25 protein-coding genes are annotated in these 26579 nt (G+C 55.3%); 5 read left to right on the top strand and 20 right to left on the bottom strand.

Features of this window, described 5'->3' with window-relative positions; genetic code table 11:
- Position 1: 1 nt before the first annotated feature.
- The 6 genes from gap to pgi all read right to left on the bottom strand — a co-directional run bounded on the left by gap (position 2) and on the right by pgi (position 7749).
- On the bottom strand, positions 2–1012 hold the full coding sequence (gap, locus tag QWI16_RS08275; RefSeq protein WP_302712330.1) for a type I glyceraldehyde-3-phosphate dehydrogenase: 1011 nt from the start codon (positions 1010–1012) through the stop codon (positions 2–4).
- 106 nt (positions 1013–1118) lie between these two features.
- The gene (locus tag QWI16_RS08270) at positions 1119–1751 is read right to left on the bottom strand and encodes a bifunctional 4-hydroxy-2-oxoglutarate aldolase/2-dehydro-3-deoxy-phosphogluconate aldolase (protein ID WP_302712329.1); all 633 of its coding nucleotides are present in this window, start codon (positions 1749–1751) and stop codon (positions 1119–1121) included.
- Positions 1752–1784: 33 nt separating this feature from the next.
- Positions 1785–2492 (bottom strand): 6-phosphogluconolactonase, encoded by a 708-nt coding sequence (gene pgl / locus QWI16_RS08265; RefSeq protein ID WP_302712328.1) that lies wholly within the window; start codon positions 2490–2492, stop codon positions 1785–1787.
- Positions 2492–3967, bottom strand: a complete 1476-nt coding sequence (gene zwf, locus QWI16_RS08260) for a glucose-6-phosphate dehydrogenase (protein WP_302712327.1) — start codon at positions 3965–3967, stop codon at positions 2492–2494. Before zwf ends, pgl begins: the two co-directional genes overlap by 1 nt.
- A 39-nt stretch (positions 3968–4006) precedes the next feature.
- Positions 4007–5821, bottom strand: coding sequence for a phosphogluconate dehydratase (gene edd / locus QWI16_RS08255; RefSeq protein ID WP_302712326.1), 1815 nt, complete (start codon positions 5819–5821; stop codon positions 4007–4009).
- 281 nt (positions 5822–6102) lie between these two features.
- Positions 6103–7749 carry a glucose-6-phosphate isomerase gene (gene pgi, locus QWI16_RS08250; protein ID WP_302712325.1) on the bottom strand — a complete coding sequence of 549 codons (1647 nt, stop codon included), beginning with the start codon at positions 7747–7749 and terminating at the stop codon, positions 6103–6105.
- 339 nt (positions 7750–8088) lie between these two features.
- Here pgi and QWI16_RS08245 point away from each other — a divergent pair, with 339 nt between their 5' ends.
- A complete protein-coding gene (locus QWI16_RS08245; RefSeq protein WP_302712324.1) occupies positions 8089–9168 on the top strand; it encodes a beta-N-acetylglucosaminidase domain-containing protein in 1080 nt (359 codons plus the stop codon).
- A gap of 4 nt (positions 9169–9172) precedes the next feature.
- On the opposite strand, the gene QWI16_RS08240 is transcribed toward QWI16_RS08245, so the two are convergent.
- Genes QWI16_RS08240 through QWI16_RS08225 form a run of 4 tightly spaced genes read right to left on the bottom strand, consistent with a single transcriptional unit; the run spans position 9173 to position 12769 of the window.
- Positions 9173–10585, bottom strand: a complete 1413-nt coding sequence (locus QWI16_RS08240) for a M23/M56 family metallopeptidase (protein ID WP_302712323.1) — start codon at positions 10583–10585, stop codon at positions 9173–9175.
- A complete protein-coding gene (locus QWI16_RS08235) occupies positions 10582–10974 on the bottom strand; it encodes a BlaI/MecI/CopY family transcriptional regulator (RefSeq protein ID WP_302712322.1) in 393 nt (130 codons plus the stop codon). The genes QWI16_RS08240 and QWI16_RS08235 overlap by 4 nt, the downstream gene beginning before the upstream one ends.
- A 12-nt stretch (positions 10975–10986) precedes the next feature.
- Positions 10987–11901 carry a polysaccharide deacetylase family protein gene (locus tag QWI16_RS08230; protein WP_302712321.1) on the bottom strand — a complete coding sequence of 305 codons (915 nt, stop codon included), beginning with the start codon at positions 11899–11901 and terminating at the stop codon, positions 10987–10989.
- 16 nt (positions 11902–11917) lie between these two features.
- Positions 11918–12769 carry an alpha/beta hydrolase gene (locus QWI16_RS08225; RefSeq protein ID WP_302712320.1) on the bottom strand — a complete coding sequence of 284 codons (852 nt, stop codon included), beginning with the start codon at positions 12767–12769 and terminating at the stop codon, positions 11918–11920.
- Positions 12770–12988: 219 nt separating this feature from the next.
- Here QWI16_RS08225 and QWI16_RS08220 point away from each other — a divergent pair, with 219 nt between their 5' ends.
- Positions 12989–13969: an aldo/keto reductase gene (locus QWI16_RS08220; RefSeq protein WP_302712319.1), complete on the top strand. Its 981-nt coding sequence runs from the start codon at positions 12989–12991 to the stop codon at positions 13967–13969.
- A gap of 65 nt (positions 13970–14034) precedes the next feature.
- On the opposite strand, the gene QWI16_RS08215 is transcribed toward QWI16_RS08220, so the two are convergent.
- The 10 genes from QWI16_RS08215 to QWI16_RS08170 all read right to left on the bottom strand — a co-directional run bounded on the left by QWI16_RS08215 (position 14035) and on the right by QWI16_RS08170 (position 24765).
- Complete coding sequence (locus QWI16_RS08215; protein ID WP_302712318.1) at positions 14035–14724, bottom strand: class I SAM-dependent methyltransferase; 690 nt, start codon at positions 14722–14724, stop codon at positions 14035–14037.
- A 281-nt stretch (positions 14725–15005) separates the two neighbouring features.
- A complete protein-coding gene (locus QWI16_RS08210; RefSeq protein ID WP_302712317.1) occupies positions 15006–15659 on the bottom strand; it encodes an anthranilate synthase component II in 654 nt (217 codons plus the stop codon).
- Between the two features lie 11 nt (positions 15660–15670).
- Positions 15671–17050 (bottom strand): anthranilate synthase component I family protein, encoded by a 1380-nt coding sequence (locus tag QWI16_RS08205; RefSeq protein ID WP_302712316.1) that lies wholly within the window; start codon positions 17048–17050, stop codon positions 15671–15673.
- Positions 17051–17074: 24 nt separating this feature from the next.
- On the bottom strand, positions 17075–17332 hold the full coding sequence (locus tag QWI16_RS08200; protein WP_302712315.1) for a Trp family transcriptional regulator: 258 nt from the start codon (positions 17330–17332) through the stop codon (positions 17075–17077).
- A 221-nt stretch (positions 17333–17553) separates the two neighbouring features.
- Positions 17554–18876, bottom strand: a complete 1323-nt coding sequence (locus QWI16_RS08195) for a sensor histidine kinase (RefSeq protein WP_302712314.1) — start codon at positions 18874–18876, stop codon at positions 17554–17556.
- Complete coding sequence (locus tag QWI16_RS08190; protein WP_302712313.1) at positions 18866–20209, bottom strand: sigma-54-dependent transcriptional regulator; 1344 nt, start codon at positions 20207–20209, stop codon at positions 18866–18868. The genes QWI16_RS08195 and QWI16_RS08190 overlap by 11 nt, the downstream gene beginning before the upstream one ends.
- 9 nt (positions 20210–20218) lie before the next feature.
- Complete coding sequence (locus QWI16_RS08185) at positions 20219–21430, bottom strand: ABC transporter permease (RefSeq protein ID WP_302712312.1); 1212 nt, start codon at positions 21428–21430, stop codon at positions 20219–20221.
- Between the two features lie 15 nt (positions 21431–21445).
- Positions 21446–22759: an ABC transporter permease gene (locus tag QWI16_RS08180; RefSeq protein ID WP_302712311.1), complete on the bottom strand. Its 1314-nt coding sequence runs from the start codon at positions 22757–22759 to the stop codon at positions 21446–21448.
- A 2-nt stretch (positions 22760–22761) separates the two neighbouring features.
- Positions 22762–23469: an ABC transporter ATP-binding protein gene (locus QWI16_RS08175; protein ID WP_302712310.1), complete on the bottom strand. Its 708-nt coding sequence runs from the start codon at positions 23467–23469 to the stop codon at positions 22762–22764.
- 24 nt (positions 23470–23493) lie between these two features.
- Entirely contained in the window at positions 23494–24765 is a 1272-nt protein-coding gene (locus QWI16_RS08170; protein WP_302712309.1) for an efflux RND transporter periplasmic adaptor subunit, read from the bottom strand.
- A 252-nt stretch (positions 24766–25017) separates the two neighbouring features.
- Here QWI16_RS08170 and QWI16_RS08165 point away from each other — a divergent pair, with 252 nt between their 5' ends.
- From QWI16_RS08165 to QWI16_RS08155, 3 genes are read left to right on the top strand one after another with little or no spacing between them, the layout of a single operon-like run.
- The gene (locus QWI16_RS08165; RefSeq protein ID WP_302712308.1) at positions 25018–25455 is read left to right on the top strand and encodes a GNAT family N-acetyltransferase; all 438 of its coding nucleotides are present in this window, start codon (positions 25018–25020) and stop codon (positions 25453–25455) included.
- Between the two features lie 38 nt (positions 25456–25493).
- Positions 25494–26075, top strand: a complete 582-nt coding sequence (locus tag QWI16_RS08160) for a Crp/Fnr family transcriptional regulator (RefSeq protein ID WP_302712307.1) — start codon at positions 25494–25496, stop codon at positions 26073–26075.
- 56 nt (positions 26076–26131) lie between these two features.
- On the top strand, positions 26132–26578 hold the full coding sequence (locus tag QWI16_RS08155; RefSeq protein ID WP_302712306.1) for a DMT family transporter: 447 nt from the start codon (positions 26132–26134) through the stop codon (positions 26576–26578).
- Position 26579 lies beyond the last annotated feature (1 nt).

Raw genomic sequence — 26579 nt, 5'->3', positions numbered from 1 at the left:
CTTACTTGGCGTTCATCAGTGCGATGGTGTTGTCCAGCATACGGTTGGAGAAACCCCACTCGTTGTCATACCAGGACATGATTTTCACCCAGCGGCTGCCCATCACTTTGGTCTGCTTGGAGTCAAAGTTGGATGAAGCCGGGTTGTGGTTGAAGTCGATAGACACCAGCGGCTCGTCGTTGTACACGAGAACGCCTGGCATGTCTTTTTCGGCGGCTTCTTTCATGGCATCGTTGATTTGCTCGACCGTGACGTCCTGCTGAAGCAAGACGTTCAGATCCACCAGAGAAACGTTGATGGTCGGCACACGCACCGACATGCCATCCAGCTTGCCGTTCAGCTCCGGCAGCACCAGACCAACCGCACGGGCGGCACCAGTAGAGGTAGGGATCATGGACTGGGTCGCCGAGCGAGCACGATAAATGTCTTTGTGGAAAACATCACTCAGGTGTTGATCGTTGGTGTAAGCGTGGATAGTAGTCATTGAGCCCTGCTCAATACCGAACTTATCGTTCAAAACCTTCGCCACTGGCGCCAAGCAGTTAGTGGTGCACGAGGCGTTAGAGATAATTTCGTCGGACGCTTTCAGGGTGTCGTGGTTCACACCATAGACCACGGTCGCATCCACGTCGGTGCCCGGGGCAGAAATAATCACTTTCTTGGCGCCGGCTTCCAGGTGCGACTTGGCTTTCTCGCGACTGGTGAAAATACCAGTGCACTCGTAGACCACATCCACACCCAATTTGCCCCATGGCAGATCGGCCGGGTTGCGCTCGGCGGTAATCAGGATTTCGTCGCCGTTGACAATCATCTTGTCGCCATTAACGGATACCTCGCCCGGGAAACGCCCGTGCACCGAATCGTACTTGGTCAGGTGGGCGTTCAGGTTGGCATCACCCAAGTCGTTTACCGCGACCACTTGGATGCGGTCACGATAGCCGGATTCATAGAGTGCGCGCAGCACATTGCGGCCAATGCGTCCGTAACCGTTAATCGCTACTTTAATCGTCATGTGTTTCTCTCCTGTAAATTTTCGCTGCCCACGGGCAGTTCATCAATTCAATAAAGTTAGGGTGCCATCCACAGAGGCAGCGACACCCGGGCCGAAGTGTCTCGAATTAACGCTCGAGACTGGCCGCCTGGCGTGCAAGGGTTTCAATCTCGTCCCACTTTTTCTCCGCAATCAGGTTTTTCGGTGCCATCCAGGTACCACCGACGCAAGCCACGTTCGGCAGCGCCAGGTAGGTAGGTGCTTTGTCCAGGTTAATACCGCCGGTCGGGCAAAAGGTAATCTGCGGCAAAGGCCCGCCAATCGACTTGACCATATTCACGCCGCCCGCCGCTTCCGCCGGGAAGAATTTCATATGGGTAAAGCCGTGAGCGAGCAAATTCATCGCTTCGGACGGGGTTGCAATACCAGGCAGGAGCGGCACGGGACACTGCTTGGCCGCTTCAATCAACTCCGGGGTGGTGCCCGGGCTAACCATAAACTTCGCGCCAGCGGCTACCGAGTTTTCCAGATCCTTCGGGGTAATCACGGTACCGGAACCGATCACCGCATCCTCGGGCAGAGCCTCGACCATGGCTTTGATGGCATCCAGAGCGACCGGCGTGCGCAGGGTAATTTCAAGTACCTTGAGGCCACCGTTGTAGAGCGCCTGCGCCAGAGGAACGGCGTCTTCCAGACTGTCAATTACCATCACCGGCACTACCGGTGCGACTTTTACAATTTCATCTATACCTAGACCCACTTAATCGTCCTCGCAGTCTGTAGGGTTTTGCTCTCAAGGAGCCCAATACACAGTGACCGGCACGTCATGCTGTTTCAGCACCGCACGCACCGGCATTTCGGCCACATCGTCTCCGGCCAGAGCCTCGCGATAAGTGGCCAGCTTCTCATCACCGGAAATCAGCAGCAGTAAGTGCCGCGAGTTGACAATGCCCGCCAAAGACAGCGTCATCCGCTCTGTACAATCGCCCGTCACTTCGCTTTTGATAGCGCTGATGGCACTGCACAAATTTTTGGTTTCAAGCGCTTCGGTCAACCCTTTGGCGTGGGGAAACAGCGAGGCTGTGTGACCGTCCGGCCCCATACCCAACACCGTGACATCGAAGGGTGACGCCAATGTGTGGTAGGCCGCTTCACACTGAGCCAGTCCATAAGAGGCAGTGGCTGAAGTATTTTTCATGCCGATCAGCTTGGCGTTGGCCGCGTTGTTTTGCAGCAGCGTCTTTACAATAAACGCTTCGTTGCTTTTGTCGTGGTCAAAGTCCACCCAACGCTCGTCCACCAGAGCCACTTTGATTTTGTCCCAATCCAGCTCGGCTTCAGAAAGGCGCTTGTAAATAGGCGCCGGAGAGCTACCCCCAGAGACCAAAAAGCTGGCCGCCTCACGGGTTTCAATGGCCTCACGCAACGCTTCAATGCTGTGCTCAAAGACCGCATCAATCATCTGCTCGCGCGAATCAAAAAAACGCTCTTCGATGGACATCAGCTCTCCTCCGTAATATTTTCACCGACGTTAAACCAGTTGCGGCCATCGCACTTGAGCAAATCTTCCGAGGCCTTGGGTCCCCAGCTACCGGCCGGATACGGCTGAGGCTTGTTTTCCGGGCGCTGCCAGGCTTCGATAATGGGATCAATCCACTGCCAGGCAGCGTCGACCTCGTTGCGATGAATAAACAGCGCAGGGTTGTTGGCGGCCGAATCGAGCATCAGGCGCTTGTAGGCATCCGAATAAAACTTTTCGTACTTGTCCGTTAGATTCAAACTCAACACACTTGGCACCAATTCGGCTTCGTGCTTTTCCAGGTTGTTGGAAGTCACGATCATCTGCACCCGCTCATCGGGTTGCAGCTGAATCACCAAGCGATTAGGAATCATATTACCGGCCGACTCGGGATAGATATGGTGAGTCACCGTCTTGTACTGGATGATGATCTCGGCGCAGCGCTGCTTTAAGCGCTTACCGGTGCGCAGATAAAACGGCACATTGGACCAACGCCAGTTATCAATGTGTGCACGAATAGCCACAAAGGTTTCCGTGTTACTGTCTTTGCCCAACTCATCCAGGTATCCGGGCACCTGCTTACCGCCCACTTCGCCGGCCACGTACTGACCGCGCACCGTGTTGCGTGCGACATCGTCGCCCACCAGCGGGCGCAAAGCGTCGAGCACTTTAAGCTTTTCGGTGCGGATGCTATCGGCGTTGAGTTTGCTCGGTGGCTCCATGGCCACCAAGCACAGCAGCTGCATCAAATGGTTCTGCACCATGTCGCGCAGCGCACCGGCATCGTCGTAAAAGCTGGCGCGACCCTCTAGACCCACAGTCTCTGAAATACTGATCTCAACGTGATCGATGGATTTCGAATCCCAGAGGTGTTCAAAGATACAGTTGGTAAAGCGCAGCGCCAGCAGGTTTTGCACAGTCTCTTTACCCAGATAGTGATCGATGCGGAAGATCGCATTTTCTTCAAAGTACTGGGCAATTTCAGCGTTGATAGCTTCGGCCGATTTGGCGTCGTAACCGAGAGGCTTTTCGACAACCACTCGCGAGCTGGGGCTGATCATGCCCGAGTCGTGAATGTTCTTACAGCACTGAGAGAAAACCGCTGGCGGTGTCGCCATGTAAAAAATGCGCTCTTCGTTACCCTCGTCCAGAGTTTTTGCCAATGCCGCCCAGTGGTCGTCTAACTCGGTGATATTGATGAACACGCCGTGCAGGCAGGCTTCAAACTCTTTCCAGGTGGCGTTGTCAATTTCGTCATCACGCAGGTAGCCGTAGGCCGCCTCGCGAACAATCTCCAGGTAATTCTCGGCCTGCTCGGTTTTACGAACGGTACCGAAGATACGCGAACCCTTGGGCATTTGGCCCTCGCGGTAGGCGCGGTACCAAGCCGGAATCAGCTTGCGCAATGCCAGATCGCCCGCGCCCCCAAAAATGACAAAATCAAATGGCTTCTGCATTAATAAATCCCACTCGTTTGTAATTCGTTATAACCGCACTTACCAGCGAAATACGGTAGCGCCCTCTTCCGCCGACCCAACGGTCTGGCGCAGTGGCGCGAACAGCTCTCGACCCATGCCCTCGTGGCTGGGTGAGAGGTCAAACTCGGCGTGCTCACGCGCCTTGAGCTCTGCGTCATCCACGTGCAGTTGCAACACCCCATTGTCGGCGTCCACCTCGACGATATCGCCATCGCGCACCAGGCCGATCGGCCCCTTGTCCAGTGCTTCGGGCGTCAGGTGAATGGCTGCAGGTATCTTGCCCGAAGCGCCCGACATGCGACCATCGGTCACCAGCGCCACTTTAAAGCCGCGATCTTGCAACACACCGAGCGGCGGCGTCAGTTTGTGCAGTTCGGGCATGCCACAGGCTTTGGGGCCCTGAAAGCGCACCACCGCGACAAAATCCTTATCCAGCTCGCCGGCCTTAAACGCTTTTTGGAGGTCTTCCTGCGTGTGGAAAACGATCGCCGGGGCCTTGACCTTGCGATATTCAGGTTTCACGGCAGAAACTTTGATCACGCAGCGACCGAGGTTGCCAGTGAGAAGCTTCATGCCCCCTGTAGCGCTGAACGCACACTTGGCAGGACGCAGCACGCCATCGTCCAGGCTCTCTTTAGGGGCGTCGCGCCATACCAGCTTGTCGTTATCCAGGAAGGGCTCTTTGGTGTAAGGCTCAAGACCGCCACTGCCCATTACGGTTTTGACGTCATCGTGCAAAATGCCGGCATCGCGCAGCTCTCGCATCAAAAAGCCCATGCCGCCCACCGCCTGAAAGCGGTTGATGTCGGCAAGACCGTTGGGGTAAATCCGGCACATCAAAGGCACTGCGTCTGAGAGGTCAGACAAGTCCTGCCAATCCACTACCACTCCGGCTGCACGAGCCATCGCCATCAAGTGAATGGCATGGTTGGTAGAACCGCCGGTGGCCAGCAGGCCGACCATTCCGTTGACCACCGATTTCTCATCCACCACTTCGGCCATGGGCGTGTAATTGCCGTGGCTGGTAATGCTTGCCAGCTGTTTAACGGCAGCTTCGGTCAGGGCATCGCGCAGCGGCGTGCCGGGATTGATAAAAGAACTGCCCGGCAGGTGCAGCCCCATAATCTCCATCAGCATCTGGTTGGAGTTAGCCGTGCCGTAGAAAGTGCAAGTACCGGCACTGTGGTAGGAGGCACTCTCGGCCTCAAGCAGCTCCTTACGACCGACCTTGCCCTCGGCAAACAGCTGGCGTACGCGCACTTTCTCGGCGTTGGGCAGGCCTGGGGTCATGGGGCCGGCGGGGATAAAGATAATGGGCAACTGGCCAAACGACAGCGCGCCAATGGTCAAACCGGGGACAATCTTGTCGCAAATACCCAGGCACATGGCGCCGTCGAACATATCGTGCGATAGCGCAATGGCCGTGGCCATGGCGATCACATCGCGGGAAAACAGCGACAGGTCCATGCCATCGCGCCCCTGGGTCACACCATCGCACATGGCGGGTACGCCGCCGGCAAACTGAGCGGTCATGCCAACGGAATGTGCCGCTTTTTTAATCAGGTCCGGGTAGGTGTGGTAAGGCTCGTGCGCCGACAACATTTCATTGTAGGCCGAGACGATGCCCAAATTGGGCGCGTCGCCCTCGGCCAAGGCCTCCTTGTCGGAGGCGCCGCAAGCGGCGAAGCCGTGCGCCAGGTTGCCGCAGGACAGGCGCTTACGCGCCGGGCCATTGGAGCGTCCGCGCTCGACTTTGGCCAGGTAAGCCTCGCGCGTCGCGCGGCTTTTTTCGATAATTCGGTCGGTAATTGCAGCGATCTTGCTATCGGTCATTTCGTTACCACTGATCCAGTATGCTCAGAAATACAGACGACGGCTGGTGGGCTTGCCCACTGTAAGCCGCTTGTGTGGCTGTAATGTGTCACTCTCTTCTCATCCACGGCGTACGTGGCTGGCCACCCGGCAGATATGCTCTTGTGAGGCCCGGCGCTTTAGCGCTCTGTAGTAAATCGTCTTAAAAACAACAAAACGACACCCCGGCCCGGCCAGGGCCGCGGTATCGTCCGGTGGGCGCTAAGCCCCTGTTGGCACCCGCCATGCGGGGCCAGCCGGCCTTAGGGCCGGGCGTTCTTGTAATATTCTATCAGATTGCGGGTTGAGGCATCATGCTTGGCGTCCAGCTCGGCGTCGGGCGCCAGTTCGTCCTGAATCCCCTTGGCCAGCACCTTGCCCAGCTCCACACCCCACTGATCGAAGGAGTGCACCTGCCAGATAATGCCCTGCACGAAGATTTTATGCTCATAGAGAGCAATCAACGAACCCAGCGAGCGGGCATCGACTTTTTGCATCAATAGGGTATTGGACGGGCGATTACCCTCGTGCACCTTGTGCGGCACGATTTCTTCAATCCGCTCCTCACTCATACCCTTGGCGGCCAGCTCCTCGCGCACCTGCTCGGCGTTAATACCGCGCATCAGTGCCTCGGACTGAGCGAAAAAGTTGGCCATCAGGGCATCGTGGTGACCTTTTACTGCCAGCGAGGGCTCGACCGACCCGATAAAATCAGCCGGCACAATTTGGGTGCCCTGGTGCAGGCACTGATAGAAAGCGTGCTGGCCGTTGATACCCACCTCGCCCCAAATCAATGGGACACTGGAGTAATCGATACGCTCACCCGCCCAGTTAACACTTTTACCGTTACTCTCCATCTCGGCCTGCTGCATATAAGCTGGCAAGCGGTGCAGGCACTGGTCATAAGGTAAGAGCGCATGAGCCTTGCGGCCGAGGAAGTTGTTGTTCCAGATCCCCATCAAAGCCAGCATCACCGGCGCATTTTTCGCCAGCGGCGCTGTGCGGAAGTGCTGATCCATCTCGAAGGCGCCTTCGAGCAGCTCCTGGAACACTTCAAAGCCAAGGTTCAAGGCAATGGGCAGGCCTATCGCCGACCAGAGAGAGAAACGCCCGCCTACCCAGTCCCACATATCGAAGATGTTTTCTTCGGCCACGCCAAACTCCATGGCCTTGGCGCGGTTGGAAGACACAGCGATAAAGTGGCGGTTGATAAAGCTCTTGTCTTTGGCTTTATCCAAAAACCAGGCCTCGGCGGAGCTCGCGTTGGTCATAGTCTCAAGAGTGGTGAAGGTCTTCGAGGCTACGACAAACAGCGTGGTCTCAGGGTCCAGATCGCGCAGGGTGTCGGCAATCTGAAAGCCATCTACATTGGATACATAGTGAACATTGAGCTGGCCATCGCTGTAGGCAGACAGTGCCTCAGTCACCATCAGCGGACCAAGGTTGGAGCCGCCAATACCGATACTGACGATATCGGTCATTTCCTTACCGGTGTAACCGCGCCAGTCACCGCCGCGCACCTGGGACACCAGAGACTTGATACGCTCCAGCTCGTGCTTGACTTGCGAGCGTACATCTTCGCCATCGACTTCCAGCGGCTCACCCGACTGGTCGCGCAGGGCAACGTGAAGCACCGCCCGATCTTCGGTGCGGTTGATTTTCTCACCGGCAAACATCTTGTCGCGGTAGCTGTCGACCTCACAGGCCTCAGCCAGATCCAGCAGCTTGGTACGGGTGTCTTCGGTGATCAGGTTTTTGGAGTAATCGAGCAGAATGTTGGGCGATTGGAGGGAAAACTTGGCAAATCGAAGGTCATCTTCGTCGAACAGGTCACTCATGTGACGCTTGCTCATCTCGCTCGCATGCGCCTGGAGGGTCTGCCAGGCAGTCAATTCGGTACGGCTGGGCATGAGTTACTCCGCATCCTTCTACAGTACTGGTTTAAGTCATACACCGCCCGCAACCACGCCAGTCAGGTAGGCGCGCCAATGTGGTGCGCTCAAACGCTCGAAACCGTGGCAAAAGCAAGGAGACGCAACACAGATGCAGTGCGGTGCAAAAAGGCGGCTATCATAGGCACACAGCCCCTTTGTGTCAATCTGACAAGACGACGCAAGGCTATCCACACTCACCCATCATACAAACGCAGGTCGTTGATAATATTGAAAAAGCTAACTTGAGGTAGCAAAAACACGCGCCTCAGGCGGTCCACTATCGCCACAGCGAGCAAGTACTATATGATGGCCTCCATGAATACTCACAACACACTTCCAGCCGGCGTTATTGAAGGTTTTTTTGGCCGCACCTGGCGCTGGCAGGAGCGGCGCGAGCTGGCGGCGTTCCTCGGCGACAATCGGCTCACCTTTTACCTCTATGCCCCCAAAGCCGACCGCTATTTGCGCAGCCAATGGCGCAGCAACCATCCGCCGCAAGAATGGCAAGAGCTGAAGCAAACCCGCGCCACCTACTCTGATCACCACATCGACTTTGGCGTAGGCCTCAGCCCGCTCGATTTGTGCAGCGCTACCGGCGAGGCAGAGACACAGGCGCTGGACCGAAAAATTCGCGAGCTCAACAAGCTCAATCTGGATTACCTGGCCCTGCTGTTTGATGACATGCGTGGCGACATGCCGCAACTGGCCGAACGGCAGGCTCAATTGGCCTGCCGTTCGGCCGAGCTGAGCAACGCCCGCAAGATCATTCTCTGCCCGACTTACTACTCAACCGATCCGGTACTGGAAAAAGTCTTCGGCAAAGCGCCGGCAAACTATCTGCAAGACTTAGGGCGCCAGCTGGACCCAACTATCGATGTGTTCTGGACCGGTCCTAAGGTATGCAGCGAGCACTACCCTCGCGATCATTTACTGGAAGTCACAGACTTACTGGGCCGCCAACCCTTTTTATGGGACAACTACCCCGTTAATGACGGCGCCGTGCGGTCACAGCATTTGTATTTGGCGGCACCAGAGGACGATCGCGCCCAGATTACCAACCTGATAAGCGGCATCGCCGCCAACCCGATGAATCAGTTTGCTGCATCGTTTCCCGCCCTGGCGGGATTGGGGCGTGCGGTTACTCAGAAACATTATGCCCGTGAGGCCGCCACAGCAGAAATTTTTAATGACCTGTACCCGCAGCAGCTAGCGGCCCAGCTCGCAACGGATGCGCCAAACTTTGCTCGTGTAAAGCTTAGCGATATGAGCGAGACCGAAAAGCTCGACCTTATGGAAATCTATCGCTCATGGCAGAACCGAGCCCCGATCGCCAAGGAGGTGTGCGAATGGTTAGCAGGCGGCTATGAATTTGACCCCAACTGCCTGACAGAGTAATTCGCTAACCGTCGCTGCGACCGAAGTTTATGTAATCTGCCGGGTTTACTGCTTGTCCGGCCTGAACTAGCTCAAAATGCAGATGGGGCCCTGTTGCGCGGCCTGACTCCCCAACCGCCCCCAGACGCTGCCCCTGCAGCACCGTATCGCCCAGCTCTACCGCGGTATCCAGTAAGTGCGAGTAACTGGCCGCTAAGCCAGCCGCATGCCCAACCACAACATAATGCCCCCTGGCATCGTTGTAACCGACCTCAATGACCCGCCCGGTACCCGCGGACAGCACTGGCTGACCTTGCGGCGCCGCTAGGTCGACACCGTGATGAAAGCCGACCTCGCCCGCTACAAACGGGTTCGAACGCTCGCCATACCCGGACGACAGCCGGGCATTTGGCACCGGACTGATCAACCCCACAACTGAAGAGCTGCCAGCCATTCCTGCATGCGCGGGAAAAAGCGTAAATAATACCGTGGCAATAAACACTCTTACCGGCCAAACACTGCGCACGGTTAACGCCCCAGGCTCATAGATTGATTGCACACGCTCCGCCAGCAATTGACCGGGCGACAACTGCATCACCGCAGAAGAGCCCAGCGCCTGCAATTGCGCCGCAGCAAATAAGCTGCGGGCATAACGTTTTCTATCAATGCCGGACTGCCAGATAACGGCCCTATCGCACTGCTTTTCATTGCACTGCACAATCAAGCGCGCACAAAACCATAGCGGCGGAAAATAACAACAGGCTATGCGCATATAGTTGAGACAGAGCAGTTTAAAATCATCGCGCCGTTTAACGTGCGTCAATTCATGGGCCAGCACGGCCTCCACCAAACCGGCTTGAATATTCAGCATAGAGGCAGGCAACACCACCACTGGTCGATAGCTGCCAATGGTATAGGCGTAATCGGCAGTGTCCGTCACAACCAAGCGCGCGCTTTTAACGTTCAACTTAGTTTTTAGCTGCGCAAATGTTTCAGCCACCCAGACCGACGAACAATCCAAAGACTTATAGGCGACTCTGTGCAGGCGGTAACGCTCGCGTTGATACTGCCAAAACAAAAATATGGATGCCAACAGCCAAGCAAGAAACAAAAACAACCCCATTGCAATCGCCAACCACTGCTGAACACTTGCCCCCGGACCGTCAAAACCTAAAGGAGCGGCTATTGGTGACAACGGCGGCAAAACTGACCAGTGCGCCGTCGTATCATGCCAGCTCCACCAGAGCGCAGGCACGACACCGACAGGCACCAGTGCGCGCAGCAGCACCAACCAGCACAGCCCTGCCGCCAAGCCAGGCAAGCGCCGCTGAGCAACAAATGCAACCGGACATAAAATGACAAACCAAATAGAGGCCACTTGCCACTGCAATAATAAATCCGAGGTAAGGCCCGCCAAAAACTCAGCCAATGCTGTCATTGGGGTGCACCCTCTTCGTCATCTAACTTCTGCAGCAAATCTTCCAGCTCAGACAGCTCTGCTTTTGATATTTTTTTTGAGCCCGAAAACAATGACACAACCGAGACGTTATCGACTTCCAAAACACGCTTGGCAAAGTTGTGTACAAGCCTCGCAAGTCCACGCGGCCGATTAATCGCCGCACGATACAAAAAGACGCCATGAAAACTGTCGCGTTCCAACAGTTGCTTTTGCAACATGCGGTCCATCACCGTTTTGGTAGTGGTGTAAGCACGGGCGCCATCTGCCGCAAGAAGGTCATGAACCTCTCTTACGCTCATCTCACCTTGCGCCCACAACACATTCAATACATCGTGTTCTGATTTAGACAACTCTGGCAATTCGTTCACACACACTCCCGACTAAGGTAATGACTGACTTTCTTTAAGGGTTTTCGCAAAGGCCTGATCCAGCCTGGTGGTACTTTCCATACTGTGGCGAATACGCTCCTGTGAAGCACCTTTTTGATGGGCTATTGCTGCGACTCTTCCCTGCCCATGCGAACCCTGTGGATCGAACCAATCAGCCATAGGGTCATTATACGCCTGCATTGCTGGAATTATCTCCCAGCCCTCCGCACGTATTTTGTCAATTAATGCTTCGACAAACAAAGCGGCCGCGTCATTCTCGTGAAGAAGCAATACGTGGTTGGGGGAACGCCCTAGATACTCCAGCGCCAAGCCATCATAAAACTGTATTGCCTGCCACAGCGTTTCGACGTACAAAGCCTCCAACTTTTCCATATCAACCGGCTGCTTGGCGGCAACTGCCTTATCAAACAAATGGCTAATATAAAAATCGTAATTATCTACCGTTACATAGCCATCTTTATACCCCATTTCACCCAGGCGATGGTTCAATTGCACGATTTTACTGGCATCCTCACCTCGGTTTAGATAAGGAAAACGATGAAACGGCGCAAAACCTGGCAGCTTACTCAACACCTGGTGGGCAGTCTCAACCTCTACCATATACTCATCCACCGACAGTTTACCCGCCGATTGATGACTGTGGCTGTGGTTAGCGATCAGGTGCCCGGACTCGGCAAGTGCACGCAACCGCCGCTCACCAGCCTCATCCACACGCACCGTATTGGCAAAAAATATAGCCTGCTCAACACCCGCCTGCTTTAGCGCCTGTATTAGCTGTTCTGTGCGCTGCTCGCCTTGCAGATAGTGGCTGTCCTCGGTGGGGGAATCATCGAAACTGATTGCTATTCTTCCAGCCTGAACGGTATGGCTTAATAACCCCAGCAGCAATAACAATAAAAACTTCATGGTCAGCTCCAGCGAATCAGTTCAGCGGAAAAACTTTGGGTAACGCATCCGTTAACAAGTGGGGAAATGCACTGTGATGTGATGCACCCGGAACAACATCGACACTCAGCGACAACCCTTGATATTGACGCTGGCGCAATTGACGCTCGTAGTTTTTAAGGTCATCCACCATAGTGTGCACTTTAGTATTTTCCTTTTCGCCCACATACATATAAACATTGCCCGGCATCACGTTAGTCTTTTTTGCATACTCACGCTCTAAATCGAACATGACTTTATCGTCATACCAAAGCGACGGACTACCAACGATATAATGCTCAAAAAGAGAAGGCTTGGTAAGCAAAATATAAGCCCCCAAAAGCCCACCAAATGAGTGCCCAATGAGCGCTTTATTGTCCATATCCAAACGATAGTGACTGACCAAAAAGGGCAGTACATCTTTTTCAATAAAAGCGATGTAATCAACCGCTCTGCCGGACACCTGCTTGGCTTCCAACGAGTGAAACGACGTTTCATCAGGCGCAAAGGTAGGTGTGTAATCCCGGGTTCGGCTGGTACCACCGGCATCCCCAGCTGAATAAGATATGCCGACGGCGACAATTTCCTGCATATCTTTCACGGTAAGCAGCTGCAGAACCCCACAAACCGTTGGAAATGCCCAGCCGGTGTCATTCAATACGGCCAAGGGATAACGCTTATCCGAGCTGGCGTAGGACCTCGGCACCCTAACGTACAGCTCATATTGCTTACCATTAATACTGGACTCAATGGTATGGGTAAAAGTCCTGTCGATGCTGTAAGGCACCGCATCCGCAAGCACCCAGCCCCCACACATACATAACAACACCGTCACGCATAACTTTTTCACGACACCTCCTGCGACCAATGAAACCATGTTACTACAAATGTAGCAGTCGAGACCAAAATGTAGCACGAGCACCATACAAGCGCAACAACGCACTTCCGGCAAGCGGGCTCGCAGTTGATCAAGGAATGTTAACGGACTGATATCCGGCAGGGGTTCTGCTAGCATTACGCCACTTGAACCAGCTGACATAGAGCAGCGACTTACGCAATAGGAGAACCCATGAAAACCCGTACCCTCGGTAACACCGGATTCAAAATCAGCGAGGTTGGCCTCGGCTGTTGGCAGCTCGGCGGCGACTTCGGACCCATCGACAACAGCGCTATTGACGGCATTTTTGCAGCCGCCCTTGACGCCGGCATTAACTTTTTTGATACCGCCGATGTCTACGGCGATGGCGCCAGCGAGCGCTTTGTCGGTGAGCACCTGAGCAAAACTTCTCCCAAGCCCCTTATCGCCACCAAATACGGCCGCGGCGGCGGCAGCTACCCCGACGGCTACTCACTCACAGATCTGCGCGACAGCCTAAAACGCGCCCAAGACCGACTGCAAACCGATAGCATTGACCTGATCCAGCTGCACTGCATTCCCACCGAGGTCATGCAGCGCGGTGAAATCTTTGACTGGCTGCGCACCGTGCAGCAGGAAAAGCACATTCGCTTTTTTGGTGCCAGTGTTGAGACCGTTGAAGAAGCGCTGATCTGCGCCGAGCAGGACGACCTGAGCTCACTGCAAGTCATTTTCAATATTTTCCGTCAAAAGCTGGTGGACGAACTGCTTCCCCTCGCTGATGAAAAAGACATCGGCATCATCGCCCGCCTGCCACTGGCCAGCGGCTTGCTGAGCGGCAAGTTCAGCGCCGGCACCGAGTTTGACAAATGCGATCACAGAAATTTCAACAAAGACGGAGCGGCCTTCAACGTCGGTGAAACCTTTGCCGGAATCCCCTTCGAAAAAGGCGTGCAACTGGCGGCGTCCATCAAGGCCATGACACCGGAAGGCTACACCACAGCGCAAATGGCCATGCGCTGGATACTCGACCACCCGGCCGTTACCACCATTATCCCCGGCGCCAGCCGGCCCGAACAGGTGTTGGAAAACGCCAAAGTAAGCGAGCTGGAAACCCTGCCGCAATCACTGCACGATGAGCTGCGGGAGTTTTATCAAAAAGAAGTGGCTATCCATATTCGCGGCGTTTACTAAGCTCTAGCAACCACAAGTGGCGGACTCACTCCGCCACTGTTACCTATTTGCCAAGACGAAGACCTCTACCGTTTAATTGCCTCGATGATAGCGGAGGTCTGATCCTGAGCGTCAACGCCGGACATGAGGCGGTGCGACAGCCCTTCAAAGCCGCGCCGATTGAGAGACGCGAGAATCTCTTCTAAAGGCAGAATTTGCCGGGCCGCAATACCGTTATGAACGACCCTCCCCTGCTCATCAGCATAGGGCTTTATAGCATAGCAAACAGGTGCCACCATCGTTTCCATCACCAGTGACCCTCCGGACTTTAGAGCCCGGTAGGCGTTAGCCAGAAATGACTCTCTATCCCTCTCACCAATGATGCAGTGCCAGCAGTGTCCATCGAGCACAAGATCGTACGCACCTTCCTCTACGAAGCTCGCATCGAGCACATTGCCCGTTCTGTAGCACGCTGGAACACCAGACGTTTCTGCCGCCTCAATGGCCCACTGGATCGCTGTTGCGCTGATATCGACTCCTGTAATACGCATTCCCGGACGATAGATCGCCAACAAGTTCACCCCCGTTCCGCACCCTAACTCCAATACACGCTCTGAAAGCAAACCCTGTGCATCGCGCCACCGCAGGTGCTCTCGGCAATGCTCGATAAACTCGCGATTTTCATCTGCAATGCCCCACGGGGGCTCCGCCCCCCTCTGTTTAGCGCGTTTATACACGCCTTCATGGGCGTCGTAGCACGTTTTTATGGAGGTCATGGTGTCTCTCTCATTCTCGATTGTGCAGGCGCCAGGGATAACACAGCCACCCAGCCAACCACTACTGACCGGGGGAGCACAAAAGCACCTTCTTGTCACAACATTTTTCAGCCTTTGGTCGAGGCGCTAAAAAAACACTGAGACCACAGGATAAAAACCGCGGCAAAGGCCATCGCTGAATTTTATACGAGCCGCTCGAAGAATGACCCTCTACCCATCGCAGCCCCAAGAAGCGACCATAACAAACCAATCGATGCCTTGCGGCACTAACCGTTTCTCCGCTAAGAAAACAAAAAATTGCGCAGCAAGTCCTTGCCGCCTTCAGTGGCAAAAGACTCGGGGTGAAACTGGATCCCCTCAATCGGGTACTGTTTGTGGCGAACGCCCATAATCTCCATAGGCGCACCGCTCTCAAGGGCGTCAGCCAAATCCCGGATGCCCGGCTCAGCCACCACGGCCGTCAGCTCCAGGCACTCGGGCAGGCTCAAGGGGTCCGCCACCAGCGAGTGGTAACGCATAATATCCAGCGATTGCGGCACATTGGCAAATACACCTTGATTGTCGTGATAGATCGGACTGGTTTTGCCATGAACCGGCAGCCCCGCCTTGACCACTTTGCCGCCGAAAACATGGGTAATGCCTTGCATACCCAGACAAACCCCGAGTAAGGGAATGAATTTACCAAGCTCCAGAATCACCTCGGCACACACCCCGAAGTAGGCTTTGTCGTCTGGCGAGCCAGGGCCGGGTGAAATGATAATACGATCCGGCGCCATAACCTTGATGTCGTCCAGGGTAATCTGGTTGTTGCGTTTCACCACAATGGTGAAGTCCCCCATCTGTCCCCGGGCCTTCTCCGCGGTCAGAATTTCACCCATGTACTGATAGAGGTTATAGGTAAAGGAGTCGTAGTTATCGATAATTAAAACCTTCACTGCCACACTCCTTACGCCGGCTTGAAACGATCCAACACCTTTTTGGTGCCGGCAAATTTACGTTGAATTTCCTGATACTCATCGGCGGCGTTTGAGTCATAGACATTGCCGCCGCAGGTTTGCACATAACCGTGCTCACCATTGACAAACAGGGTACGAATGGGAATGGCAAAAGTACAATCCCCATTGAAGGAAAAGTGCCCAACCGCGCCGCCATAGGGGCCCCTGCCATCGGGCTCGAGATCATCAATGATCTTCATGGCTTCAATTTTTGGAGCCCCGGTAAGCGTCCCCGCAGGGAAGTTACTCGCCAGAGCAGAGAACATATCCTCCGAATCCGCCATAATGCCGACAATCTCACTGGATATGTGCTGCACATGGCTAAAGCGCTTGATATCCATCAGGCTGCGCACCTTGACCGTACCAAACTGGGCGACCCGGCCAATATCATTGCGGTGCAAGTCCACAATCATATTGTGCTCGGCAATCTCCTTGGGATCGTTGAGCAGGGTGCGAGCGAGCATTTTATCTTCCGCTTCAGTGGCGCCACGAGTGGTGGTGCCGGCCAGCGGGTAGGTTTCCATTTCACCCTGGCGCAGTCGAAACAGCAGCTCCGGGCTGGCACCTATGATTTTCTCATCGCCAAACTTGATGTAGTACATCTGCGGCGAGGGGTTCACTTCGCGCATGGCTTCATACACCCGCACGGTGTCTCCATGAACCTTGAACAAGGTTTTAAAGCCGACCTCACACTGAAACACCTTGCCGTCAATAATGTCTTTTTTAACTTTTTCCACCGCTGCTGCATGGCCGTCGCGACTCATGGTGTCCCCCAGCGGGACAATTGCCAGCTCACCATCTCCGCCATAGGGTTGAGCGATGAGATCCTTTACCAGCGCCTCGCGATTCTCGTCATAAAAGAAATAGAAAATCTCGTTAGTCATCTTGTCGAGAATCAAGCCGTCTTTGTACAGTCCAAACTTGAAAGCATCAAAGTATTGACTCGACTGGATATTCATGGTCGGCTCGAAGTAGTTCATACAGTCGTAGCCGATATAGCCGGTAAGCCCGCCAGCGTAACCGCGGGAAATAATATCCTGCGGAACAATATCGCGCAGCAAATAGTAAGGGTTGTCGCTTGGGTAACTGTGGGCAGTACCATCGCGCTCGGTAATGGTCAGCGCCTTATCCCGGGCGGAGAAAATCTGTACCGGGTCAAAGCCTATCAGCGAGTAGCGGGAGATATGACTCTCCTCTCCCAGAGACTCGAGAAAAAAGCAGGTGCTGTAGTGCTTTTCAATTTTTTTAAACAACTCAAAAAAATCGCACTCGGTCGCCAAAGTCACATAGCTTGGCTTGCGAGGAATGGAAATCTTATCGGGCTTGGTCATAAATCGGCCTATGGGTACGCAAAGCTAGAGATCTTGTAACTTGCCAGCCTGGAGAGCGCGCGATCCGCGAGTCACAGTGGCAATACCTACCCCGAGCTTCTTGGCCACTTCTCTTTGCGAAAAACCGGCTTTGAGCATTCGGGTTATCTGAAGCCTCTGCGAAATAGCGTGCAACTCTGCTGGCGTAAGCAGCCCTTCCAGCACGCGGCGCAAGCTGGTAGGGCTATCAGCCTTAAGCAGATAGGCGATCAGATCTTGTAGGTGCTTCTCTTCTGTATTCATGTACTAGTACGATATCATGCAATGAGAGCAAGCACAACCCCACGCATGCTGCACAGCTAGAGCTATTAGTCCGGCCATTATGCTTGTCGGGTTAATAGCGGCGCAGGATGCGAAGGCGAGCGCGAGCCCTGTAAAATCAAGGGATTTCGCAAATTTCGCAGATTTTACCGGGCGACAATTAAGAGGCTCAGGACGAGCATCTTAGCTGTCAGGCTAAAAGTTCAGGCTCTCGGCGCAGGCGGCAAATACACCACCACCGACAGCCCGCCCTCTTCACGGTTGTTGAGGGTTAGAGTACCGCCGTTGGCCTCGACGATTTCTCGGCATAAGGACAAGCCGGTGCCCGAGCCACCGGGCTTAGTAGAGTAAAAAGGCAGCAGCGCCTGTTCCAGCTGAGCACTGCTCATACCACTACCCCGATCGCGAACACTCAACCGACAGGCATCAGCTCCCGAGTAGACCTCAAGCTCAATGTGCTCGGTGGCTGAGCCCGACTCCTGAGCGTTTTTCAAAAGGTTTTGTAACACCTGATGGATTTGAGCACGATCAAAATAGCCGGGCGCTGACGGCAGTGGCCCTTGCAAGGCAAAAGGGTAACCGTCTCTTAGGCTTTGATAAAAAAGCGGCCACTCCACGGCAGATTTATTGGGCGCTGGGAGCTTGGCGATTGCCGCGTAGCGGCCGACGAATTCGGCCAGATACCGGGACCTTTCCACCAGAGTTACAAACACCTCCGGCAGGGAGTCGTATTGCCGCTTTTGCAACATCAGATGGCCCGAATGGGCCAGCGAGGATATGGGGGCGAGTGAATTGTTCAGCTCGTGGCTGATGACACGAATGACTTTCTTCCAGGCACTGGCCTCCTGCCGGTTAAGCACATGGGTCATTTCTCGCAACATTACCAAAGTGTGCCGACTGGCATTGAGCACAAAGCTGCCACAACTGAGATGAAAGAGTGCACTGGCATCTGGCGCGAGCGAAACAATGCCATTTTGCCGCTGGGCAATGGCCTGGCTCAAGCTCGGCACCCGCGCCAGAGCCTCATGCAACAACAGGCCATTGATCGCCGAGCCGGCGCTGAGCCACTGGCGCGCCAAATGATTGGAAAAAATAACCCGATCGTTCTGATCGGCTATCAGCACGCATATGGCGGAGTGCTCTATCACGGTATCGAGTAAAAGTTCGCGCTGATAAACCGTTTGCCGCTCGCGGCGCAGCGTATCGACCAGGGCGTTGTAGCGGCTGGCAATTTGATCGATCTCGGTAACACCGCAGGTACCGATGCTCGCGCTATAGTCGGTATCCAACGCGTTCAATAATCCATGATCCAGCCCGACGAGGCCGCGCTTCAGTCGTGCCGACAATCCCCCGACAGACACAAAAGCGAGTAACAGACCGAGCGCCGATCCAAGCAAAAGCGCCAGCAACAGACTGTTACTGAGAGTCCACACCAAGGCCATCGCCGCCAGCGCCAGCAACAAAGATACGGCCACCACCACAAACAGCCGAAGTCGCAATGTGTCAAAACGCCAATTACCATGCATCGATATCGTACTGCTCCATACGACGGTAGAGCGCCTGGCGGGACAAACCCAACTGGCGCGCAGCCTTGGCAATTACCCAGGCGTTAGCCGCGAGAGCCTGTTCAATCATTTGTCGGCTCGGCTCGACGACCGGTCGTCCCCGCGGCGCTGAGGCGGCCACGTCGATGCCAAAGTGCGCCAAACAAAAATCGCCCTGGGCGCGCAGTATGCTCGCTCTTTTACAGGCATTCTCAAGCTGGCGTATATTGCCGGGCCACTCGTAAGCTTGCAGCGCCCGCACACAAGCTGGCTCAATCTCGCCCGCAGTACCGAGAAAGTGATGCAACAGCGGCAGAACATCCTCGCGCCGCTCACTCAAAGGCGGCACCGCCAGCTCGATAACATTGAGCCGGTAGTAGAGATCCTCGCGAAAACGACCAGCGAAGACAGCGCCCTGTAAGTCGGCATTGGTGGCACTGATGACTCTAACATCCACCCGCCGGGTTTCGCTGGAGCCCAGGCGCTGAAACTCACCGCACTGCAAAACGCGCAACAGTTTTGCCTGCCCCTCAGCCGATAGGTTAGCCAATTCATCGAGAAAAAGCGTCCCACCGTCGGCCGCCTCAAACCGGCCAATGCGCGTTTTATTCAAACCAGTATAGGCGCCGGGGTCGGCACCGAAGAGCTCTGCTTCCAGCAGATCACCTGGCAGAGCCCCAAGGTTCACGCAGACAAAGGCTTGGTGACGTCGCCGGGAATTGCGTTGGACGATCTGCGCGACTTTCTCCTTGCCTGCACCATTGGGGCCGGTGATCAGCACAGGCACATCCGTGTTGGCGATTTTAACAGCCAGAGTGACAAGCGCCTGCATGGCGTCACTTTGGTAGACGAGACCACACAGATCGGCATGGGCCGCGAGGGTTTCGCGCGAGTGAATTCTGGCACTGCGCTGGCGCGCCTGAGCCTGCCTGAGCGCCTGCAGCTCCAGTAAATTCTGCACGTTTGCCAGCAACTTCACGTCATCCCAAGGCTTGGCGAGGTAATCCGCCGCGCCCTGCTTCACCAGCTCTACCGCCACCTCAAGCTGAGTCCAGGCGGTAAGCAGCACCACCGGCAATTCCGGACGCAGCTGACGAATCGAATGAAAAAGCTCCCGGCCTTCAGCCCCCGAGGTGGTGTCTTCGCTGAAGTTCATATCCTGAATCACCAGCGCGATATCGGGGTCGCGCTGCAGAGCATCCATCCCCGCTTGTGGCGTTAGAACAAACAGGCTGTCGATATCGTGGAGGCGAAGCAGCACCTGCAGCGCTTTGCCGACATCGGGGTTATCATCAATCACTAATACGCGTTGCACAATAAATCCTCAGCCCGCTATGGCCTCTCTTGCTGGCACTCGCGCCGCTCTCTGCGAAGGCCACCAGGCGGCAGCCTGGGTCATTATTAACATCACACCGCCGGCAAAGGGCGCGTACCACCAGGGCAAGGCAGCCATAGCATGGTGAGCGGTAAAGTAGTGCCCGGCCATCAGCGCAAGACAGGCCCCAACAAAGGTAGCCAGAGTAACCAGAATAACGTTTTCCACTAAGAAGTACCTGAGGATCGCCAAGCGTGTCGCGCCCAATGCCCGCCGAATGCCGACCTGCCGGCGACGCTGATTGACCCAGAAAGTGGTAATACCCACAACTCCAAGCGTATTGACAAATACCAACAGCACCATCACTAACAACAGCAAAATAACCATGGCGTAGTCATCGCTGTAGTGCACGCGTATCATCGAGGCCATGGTCCGCTCGTCTTTTACGATGCGCCGCGCATCCGTGTTTTGCAAGGCTTGCCTCACCCCGGGCAAAAGCCCGGCCGGGTCTTCCCCCTGCACCACATAGTTCACCTTCTCCGACAGCTCAATGGCACTGATCAACACATTATCGTAGGCAAAGTCAGTGGCCGGGAAGTAGCCGAGAAAATCCTCGACCACACCCACCACCGTCAGCGGAACCGCACCGGCGAGAAAGACGGTCTGCCCCACGGGGCTTTGCCCCTCAAATAGAAACTCCGCCAGAGACTCAGTGATAATCGCACTGGCTGTGCCCGGGCGCTGATTGCGCGGGTAGTAGTCTATCTCCTCAGGAAAAAAGGAACGCCCCTCCACCAGAGTGAGGCCCAGCGTGGCCACTGCCGCATGATCGGCGGGCATGGTTGCCGCCGGCTTGCTGACCCGCTTGGGGTCGCCTTCCGGCAACCGCGAGAAACCCGAACTCCCCCCGGAGTGGGAAAAAGGTACGCTTTGACCGATAGCGGCGGCGTTTCTCACCCCACTCAGTGCACGCAAATTTTCCAGGTCACGCTCGATGATCTCTTGGCGCAGCAGCTCACCCGGTCGCTCTTTAACCCAGACTTGGGCCAGCGCCTGCGAATCCGCGCCCGTCTCACGCTGAATCTTATCCACCCTGCCCTGGAGGAAAAATACGGCGTTACTGATAATGGCAATGCTCAGGGCCAGCTGCGCGATAATCAACAGCGGCCCAACCTTACTGCGCCATAGACTTTTTAGAATAGGTGCTGTATCCAAAATCATAATTTTCTTCTCTTGTTATTGGGCTTTGAGATAGCGGGCCGGTTGCGACCTTGACACTTGCCACGCCGGTAAAGCGCCGCTCACCAGGGCGCTCACCAAGGCGAACACCAAGGCCGCGATAACGGTAAAGCCGCTCATCACCGCGACCTCCTGATAATGGCTATAAAGACTTCTTACCCCCACCAGACCAAACCAAGACAACAATAGGCCGAGCGCGCTGCCGAGCGCACCGATTACCGCCGCCTCCGCCAAATGCTGAACAAACACCGCCGCGCGGCTTGCCCCCAAGGCGCGTCGCAACCCAGCTTCGGGCGCTTTGCGCAAAAATTTGGCGAGTAAAAGCACCACAGCATTCACCAGACAAACAGCGAGAAAAGCCAGCGACAAATACACCAGAATACGGTTGTCGCGACTGACAACACCGTTAATAGACAACCACTGCTCGGGCGTATTCAGGTAATACTTGAGCGGTCGTTCAAAGCGGCCTTTTTGCTTTTCGTTGTGGATATAGTTCACCAAAAACTGTTCAAACTCAGCTCGGGCCTCTGGCGTATTCAGCGACACCCAAGTTTGCACCCACGCCATTTCCGTCGCCAAAAAGTCCTGGTGCGAACGCACATCTTCGTTTTTCCACCCAACAACATTGCCCCAGCTGGCAAAGGGGCGTCGCTCGACGTTGAAAAACGGCAAGAATAACTGAGGCGGCTCCTTAAAGGCGCCAGTGTTCAAATCGTATACCGAAGGTGTCATGGTCCAGCGTTCATCCATTACGCCAACAATGGTGTAGACCTCTCCCTCAACCATCACGCTTTTACCAACCGGGTATTCGCCGGCAAAAAAGTGATGCTGAAGCGCGGTTGAAATCACCACCTGCTGCTCGCCATGAGCATCGGCCGTCGCACTCCAGGGGCCACCGTACCGAAAGGGCACGTCAAACACAGAGAAAAAATCACGCGTTGCCAGGCGGGCATCTTCTACCTTGGGCGGCGTAGAGGCATCGGTTGCCTCTACGGTCACCCCGATCCGTGAGGTCAACACGGTTTGATCGGCATTGCCCGTACGATAAATCGCTTTGGCATCCTGGTAGGTCAGCTGCTCGGGCACCCCGTTGACCGCCCAATAATCTTCGTTTGGATCCCAACTGTCCAACTGCACGGCAAAGGTCACCGCGTTTTTATCGGCAAGCGGGTTACTTGAAACCACCTGATATAAGGTCAAGGTTGTAAGGCAAGCGGCAATCCCCATGGCAATCGCCAATACCATCAGTGCGGACAACACCGGTGTTTTCTTCACACTCAGCCAGGCCAGGCGCAGATAATAAGACACCATCCTCACACCTCCACCAGCTGCACAGCGGGCGCCGGCTCGTACAAGCTAAAGTCCGTCACCTGACCGTCGACAATCTGAATATTGCGGCTCGCCCGACGCGCCAGGTCAGGGTCATGGGTCACCATCACAATGGTCATTCCCTGAGCGTTGATCTCGCCGAGCATATCCATGACCTGCCGGGCCATCAGCGAATCCAGATTGCCGGTGGGCTCATCTGCCAGTAAAAACGCAGGGCGGCCCGCTAGCGCACGAGCAATGGCCACCCGCTGCTGTTGCCCCCCGGACAACTGGGAGGGCAAGTGCTTCGCGCGTGAGGCCAGCCCCACCTGTTCCAGCGCCCGCTCGATGCGCTGGCGACGATCGCGCGCGGCCAGTCCTCGATAGCGCAGGGGCACATCCACATTGTCAAATAAGTTTAAGTCAGGAATCAGATTAAACCCCTGAAAAATAAATCCGATTTTTTCATTGCGCAGCCTTGAGCGCTCAGCATCGCTCAGCGCGCTCACATCTTGCCCATCGAGCGTATAACGACCTGCGTCAAAACTTTCCAAAAGCCCCGCGATACTCAAAAACGTCGTTTTCCCAGAGCCCGATGGACCGGTCACGGCGACAAATTCACCGGGCTCAACCTGCAGACTGAAATCGCGCAGGGCATGGGTTTCAATCATGTCCGTGCGATAAATTTTCTTAACCGATTGCATGGCTAGCATGGCGTTTTCTCCTGTTCGTTATTGTCAATGCGTTAAGCGTATCTGCTGAACTTCACCATCTACCGGTATTTCGGAGACGATTATCGTATCACCGACGGCGAGACCATCGGTGATCTCGATGGATCGCAGGCTGCGTGCGCCCGTGGCTGCAGCAACCCGCACGGCTCGCTCGTCCACCACTTTAAACACATACCCCTGAAAGCCGTCGAAAAAGGGACCGCGCTGAACCATCAAGGTATCGGGAATCTGCTCTAGTAAAATACGGGCACTGAGGCGCTGGTTTTGCCTCAAACTCTCCGGGCGTTGCCCGACAAAACCAATACGGACCACCACCTCACCGCGAACCACCTCCGGCGACACAGCCTTGACCACACCCGGGTAGGCCTGACCGGTGAGCGCCACTTCGGCATCCATGCCCGGAGCAATATCTCCCGCGAGCCCCTCTGCCACTGAGGCTTCAATTTCAAAGGCGGTTAGATCGACCACACTGATCAGCGCCTGATTGGCGGCGACAGCCTGACTTTCATTCACTTCCACGTTGCCCACCATGCCATCGACCGGCGAGCTGATAGTCAAAGCCTCGACACGCCGCTCCAGCGCCTTGATGACCAGCTGCTGACTTTCGACCTGCAGCGCAAGGGACTGACGGTAGAAGGTCTGGGAATCCTCGGACAAGGTCAGGTTCTGCAGCGCCTGCTGATGCTCGAGGCGTGCGCGCTCGAGGTTGTCGACCACTTCCTCGTAGTCAAACTCACTGATCAAGTGCAGACTGCGCGAGCGCTCGGCGCGCCGTTTTTCCCTCTCACTGGCCTGCAGCTCAACTTTCGCGAGTGCTACCGCTTGCTCGCGCTGGGTTTGCTGTTGCCTGGCCTCCACAGCCTGCTGCGCCAAAGCCACCTGCATACGTGTCAGTTCAGATTGCTCCCGTGCCAGCAGTTCACCGAGCTCGGGGCTTTTCACCTTGGCCAGCAACTGGCCTTTTTGCACTACATCGCCTGCTTTTACCTGTAAGTTCACATAACCCTGTTCCGGACTAAACAAAGTCGGGCTGTTGGCCACTACGACCCGCCCCTGAGCGGCGACTTCGCGGGTCAGTTCGCCGCGCTCAACAGGCGCGAAGCGAAGCTCCTCGCGCGGGATAAACCGATCTGCGCTCAGGGCAGCGGTAAAGCTTACCAGCGCATAGATGGCCACCATTACACCGACACCGACCCCGGCAATCTGCAGGCGCTTGCGTGCCTTGCGCGCAGGACGATGGACATCCTGCGCCGAGGTATCCGTGATAAAGGCATTCATAAATTCAACTCCCGACGCTCCAGTGACGCACCCTTGCTGCCAAAGCGCCCTATTGCGTAAGGCTTGCAGGCGGGCTTTAGCACTGCCTATTACAACCTCTGTGCCAAGCTCGCCCATAATTGGTAGGATGTTGATTTTTATGGATTTTCAGTAGAATCGAAAAAGCGATACAATCGGCAATGTGTCCGCAATCTGTGTCCGGCGGCCACCGCCGGACACAGGTTCACCCGCCCCTACCCGAGGACTGACTCAATGCACCCAGAGCCTTTCGACGCAGCGTCAATACGCATTCAACCGATTGACTGGCAGAGCACCATGGCGCTGCGACAACAGGTGCTGTGGCCGCAAAAGCCCGCCGAACATTGCCAGCTTGAGGGCGATGAAACGGCCGATCACTACGGCGCCTTTTGCGCCGATCATCTGCTTGGCGTTGCCAGCGTGTTCACGCAGGACAGCTCCGCCCGCTTGAGAAAATTTGCCACGGCGAAGGAGCATCAAGGCAAGGGCGTGGGGACGGTACTACTCGGGCACATTATGGAAGAGCTCACCACCCGCGGTTACCGGTATTTTTGGTGTGACGCCAGAGAGACGGCCATCGGCTTTTATCGCCGCTTTGGCCTTGAGGTGGAAAGTGATCGCTTCTATAAAAGCGGTGTTGCTCACGTTAAAATGGGAACCTTGTTAGGGTGAACACAAACCTGCTCCCTGTAACCGCTATGCGCCGCTGTATGGCAAACTACTACGCCATTAGCGATTCAACCTGGGAGTTGCTCGAACCGGCCCTGCGCCTGCGCCATTTACAAAAGCACGAGTGTCTTTATCAAAGTGGCAGCCACCCGGCGAGCTTCAGCTTTGTTTTCCAGGGCTTAATGCGCCTGTTTACCAGCGATGCCAGCGGCGCTGAGTACAATAAAAACTTTTTTGCCGAAAACAGTTTTGTCGGCTGCATGACGGCGCTGCTCACCGGTGAACCCTCGCGCTACAGCGTCACTGCCGTGGAAGATTGCGTGCTTGTGGAAATCAATCACGCGGCGTTTCGCCGCATCCTAATGACACAGGCCGATCTGATGCAATATCAGATTGCTTACCTGGAGAAAAACTGGCTACTGCACAAAGACGCCAGAGAGTTAGAGATTGTGCAGCAGGATGCCCGTACCCGCTACCTGCGGTTTATTGAGCAATTCCCCCACCTGAGCGAGCGACTGCCGCAGTATTTGATTGCCTCCCACCTGGGCATTACCCCGACCCAGCTCAGCAGAGTCCGAAAAACGCTGGGCGAGGGCCATTGGCCGGAAACAACACCTAAATAGCCCGGCTATCAACCTATGTAAATGACGCCCATGGTTCCAGCCCCTAGACTGGCCCCATGAACATTTTTGCACTTCTCGCCTTTTTAGCCGGTACCACCATAGCGGTGCAAATGGCCATGAACGCCCAGCTCGGCAGCGCGCTGAAAAGCCCCATGCTGGCATCGGTTTGCGCATTTTTCAGCGCGGTGGTTGTGACCGCCCTCGCCGTTGTTTTTACCGTGCGGGATTACCCGAGCATCAATACCGTGAAAACCGTGCCGGTCTATTTGTGGTTTACCGGCGGACTGTTAAGCGCCCTGGCTATCTCCATGTTCTATTATCTGATCCCCCGCATGGGCCTGGGGGCCATGATTTCTTTCGCACTGTCCGGACAACTGTTGGTGGCAGTGCTTTGCGGCCACTTCGGCTGGTTTGACGTACCGCAAAAACCCGTCAACTTCCCCAAATTAATGGGTGTGGCGGCGCTGATCAGCGGTGTAGTATTAATCAACAGTGAGCATTGAT

Origin of the sequence: Gilvimarinus algae (genome assembly GCF_030518215.1) — a bacterium.
Taxonomy (GTDB): Bacteria; Pseudomonadota; Gammaproteobacteria; order Pseudomonadales; family Cellvibrionaceae; genus Gilvimarinus; species Gilvimarinus algae.
The sequence above is the reverse complement of the archived record's forward strand: the minus strand, read 5'-3'. Positions and strand labels throughout refer to the sequence as shown.

Coding starts and splice junctions, on each gene's coding strand:
- gap (WP_302712330.1), bottom strand. CDS start 1,012: ATGACGATTAAAGTAGCGATTAACGGTTACGGACGCATTGGCCGCAAT.
- pgl (WP_302712328.1), bottom strand. CDS start 2,492: ATGTCCATCGAAGAGCGTTTTTTTGATTCGCGCGAGCAGATGATTGAT.
- zwf (WP_302712327.1), bottom strand. CDS start 3,967: ATGCAGAAGCCATTTGATTTTGTCATTTTTGGGGGCGCGGGCGATCTG.
- edd (WP_302712326.1), bottom strand. CDS start 5,821: ATGACCGATAGCAAGATCGCTGCAATTACCGACCGAATTATCGAAAAA.
- pgi (WP_302712325.1), bottom strand. CDS start 7,749: ATGCCCAGCCGTACCGAATTGACTGCCTGGCAGACCCTCCAGGCGCAT.
- QWI16_RS08245 (WP_302712324.1), top strand. CDS start 8,089: ATGAATACTCACAACACACTTCCAGCCGGCGTTATTGAAGGTTTTTTT.
- QWI16_RS08240 (WP_302712323.1), bottom strand. CDS start 10,585: ATGACAGCATTGGCTGAGTTTTTGGCGGGCCTTACCTCGGATTTATTA.
- QWI16_RS08230 (WP_302712321.1), bottom strand. CDS start 11,901: ATGAAGTTTTTATTGTTATTGCTGCTGGGGTTATTAAGCCATACCGTT.
- QWI16_RS08220 (WP_302712319.1), top strand. CDS start 12,989: ATGAAAACCCGTACCCTCGGTAACACCGGATTCAAAATCAGCGAGGTT.
- QWI16_RS08215 (WP_302712318.1), bottom strand. CDS start 14,724: ATGACCTCCATAAAAACGTGCTACGACGCCCATGAAGGCGTGTATAAA.
- QWI16_RS08205 (WP_302712316.1), bottom strand. CDS start 17,050: ATGACCAAGCCCGATAAGATTTCCATTCCTCGCAAGCCAAGCTATGTG.
- QWI16_RS08200 (WP_302712315.1), bottom strand. CDS start 17,332: ATGAATACAGAAGAGAAGCACCTACAAGATCTGATCGCCTATCTGCTT.
- QWI16_RS08195 (WP_302712314.1), bottom strand. CDS start 18,876: ATGCATGGTAATTGGCGTTTTGACACATTGCGACTTCGGCTGTTTGTG.
- QWI16_RS08185 (WP_302712312.1), bottom strand. CDS start 21,430: ATGATTTTGGATACAGCACCTATTCTAAAAAGTCTATGGCGCAGTAAG.
- QWI16_RS08180 (WP_302712311.1), bottom strand. CDS start 22,759: ATGGTGTCTTATTATCTGCGCCTGGCCTGGCTGAGTGTGAAGAAAACA.
- QWI16_RS08175 (WP_302712310.1), bottom strand. CDS start 23,469: ATGCTAGCCATGCAATCGGTTAAGAAAATTTATCGCACGGACATGATT.
- QWI16_RS08170 (WP_302712309.1), bottom strand. CDS start 24,765: ATGAATGCCTTTATCACGGATACCTCGGCGCAGGATGTCCATCGTCCT.
- QWI16_RS08165 (WP_302712308.1), top strand. CDS start 25,018: ATGCACCCAGAGCCTTTCGACGCAGCGTCAATACGCATTCAACCGATT.
- QWI16_RS08160 (WP_302712307.1), top strand. CDS start 25,494: ATGGCAAACTACTACGCCATTAGCGATTCAACCTGGGAGTTGCTCGAA.
- QWI16_RS08155 (WP_302712306.1), top strand. CDS start 26,132: ATGAACATTTTTGCACTTCTCGCCTTTTTAGCCGGTACCACCATAGCG.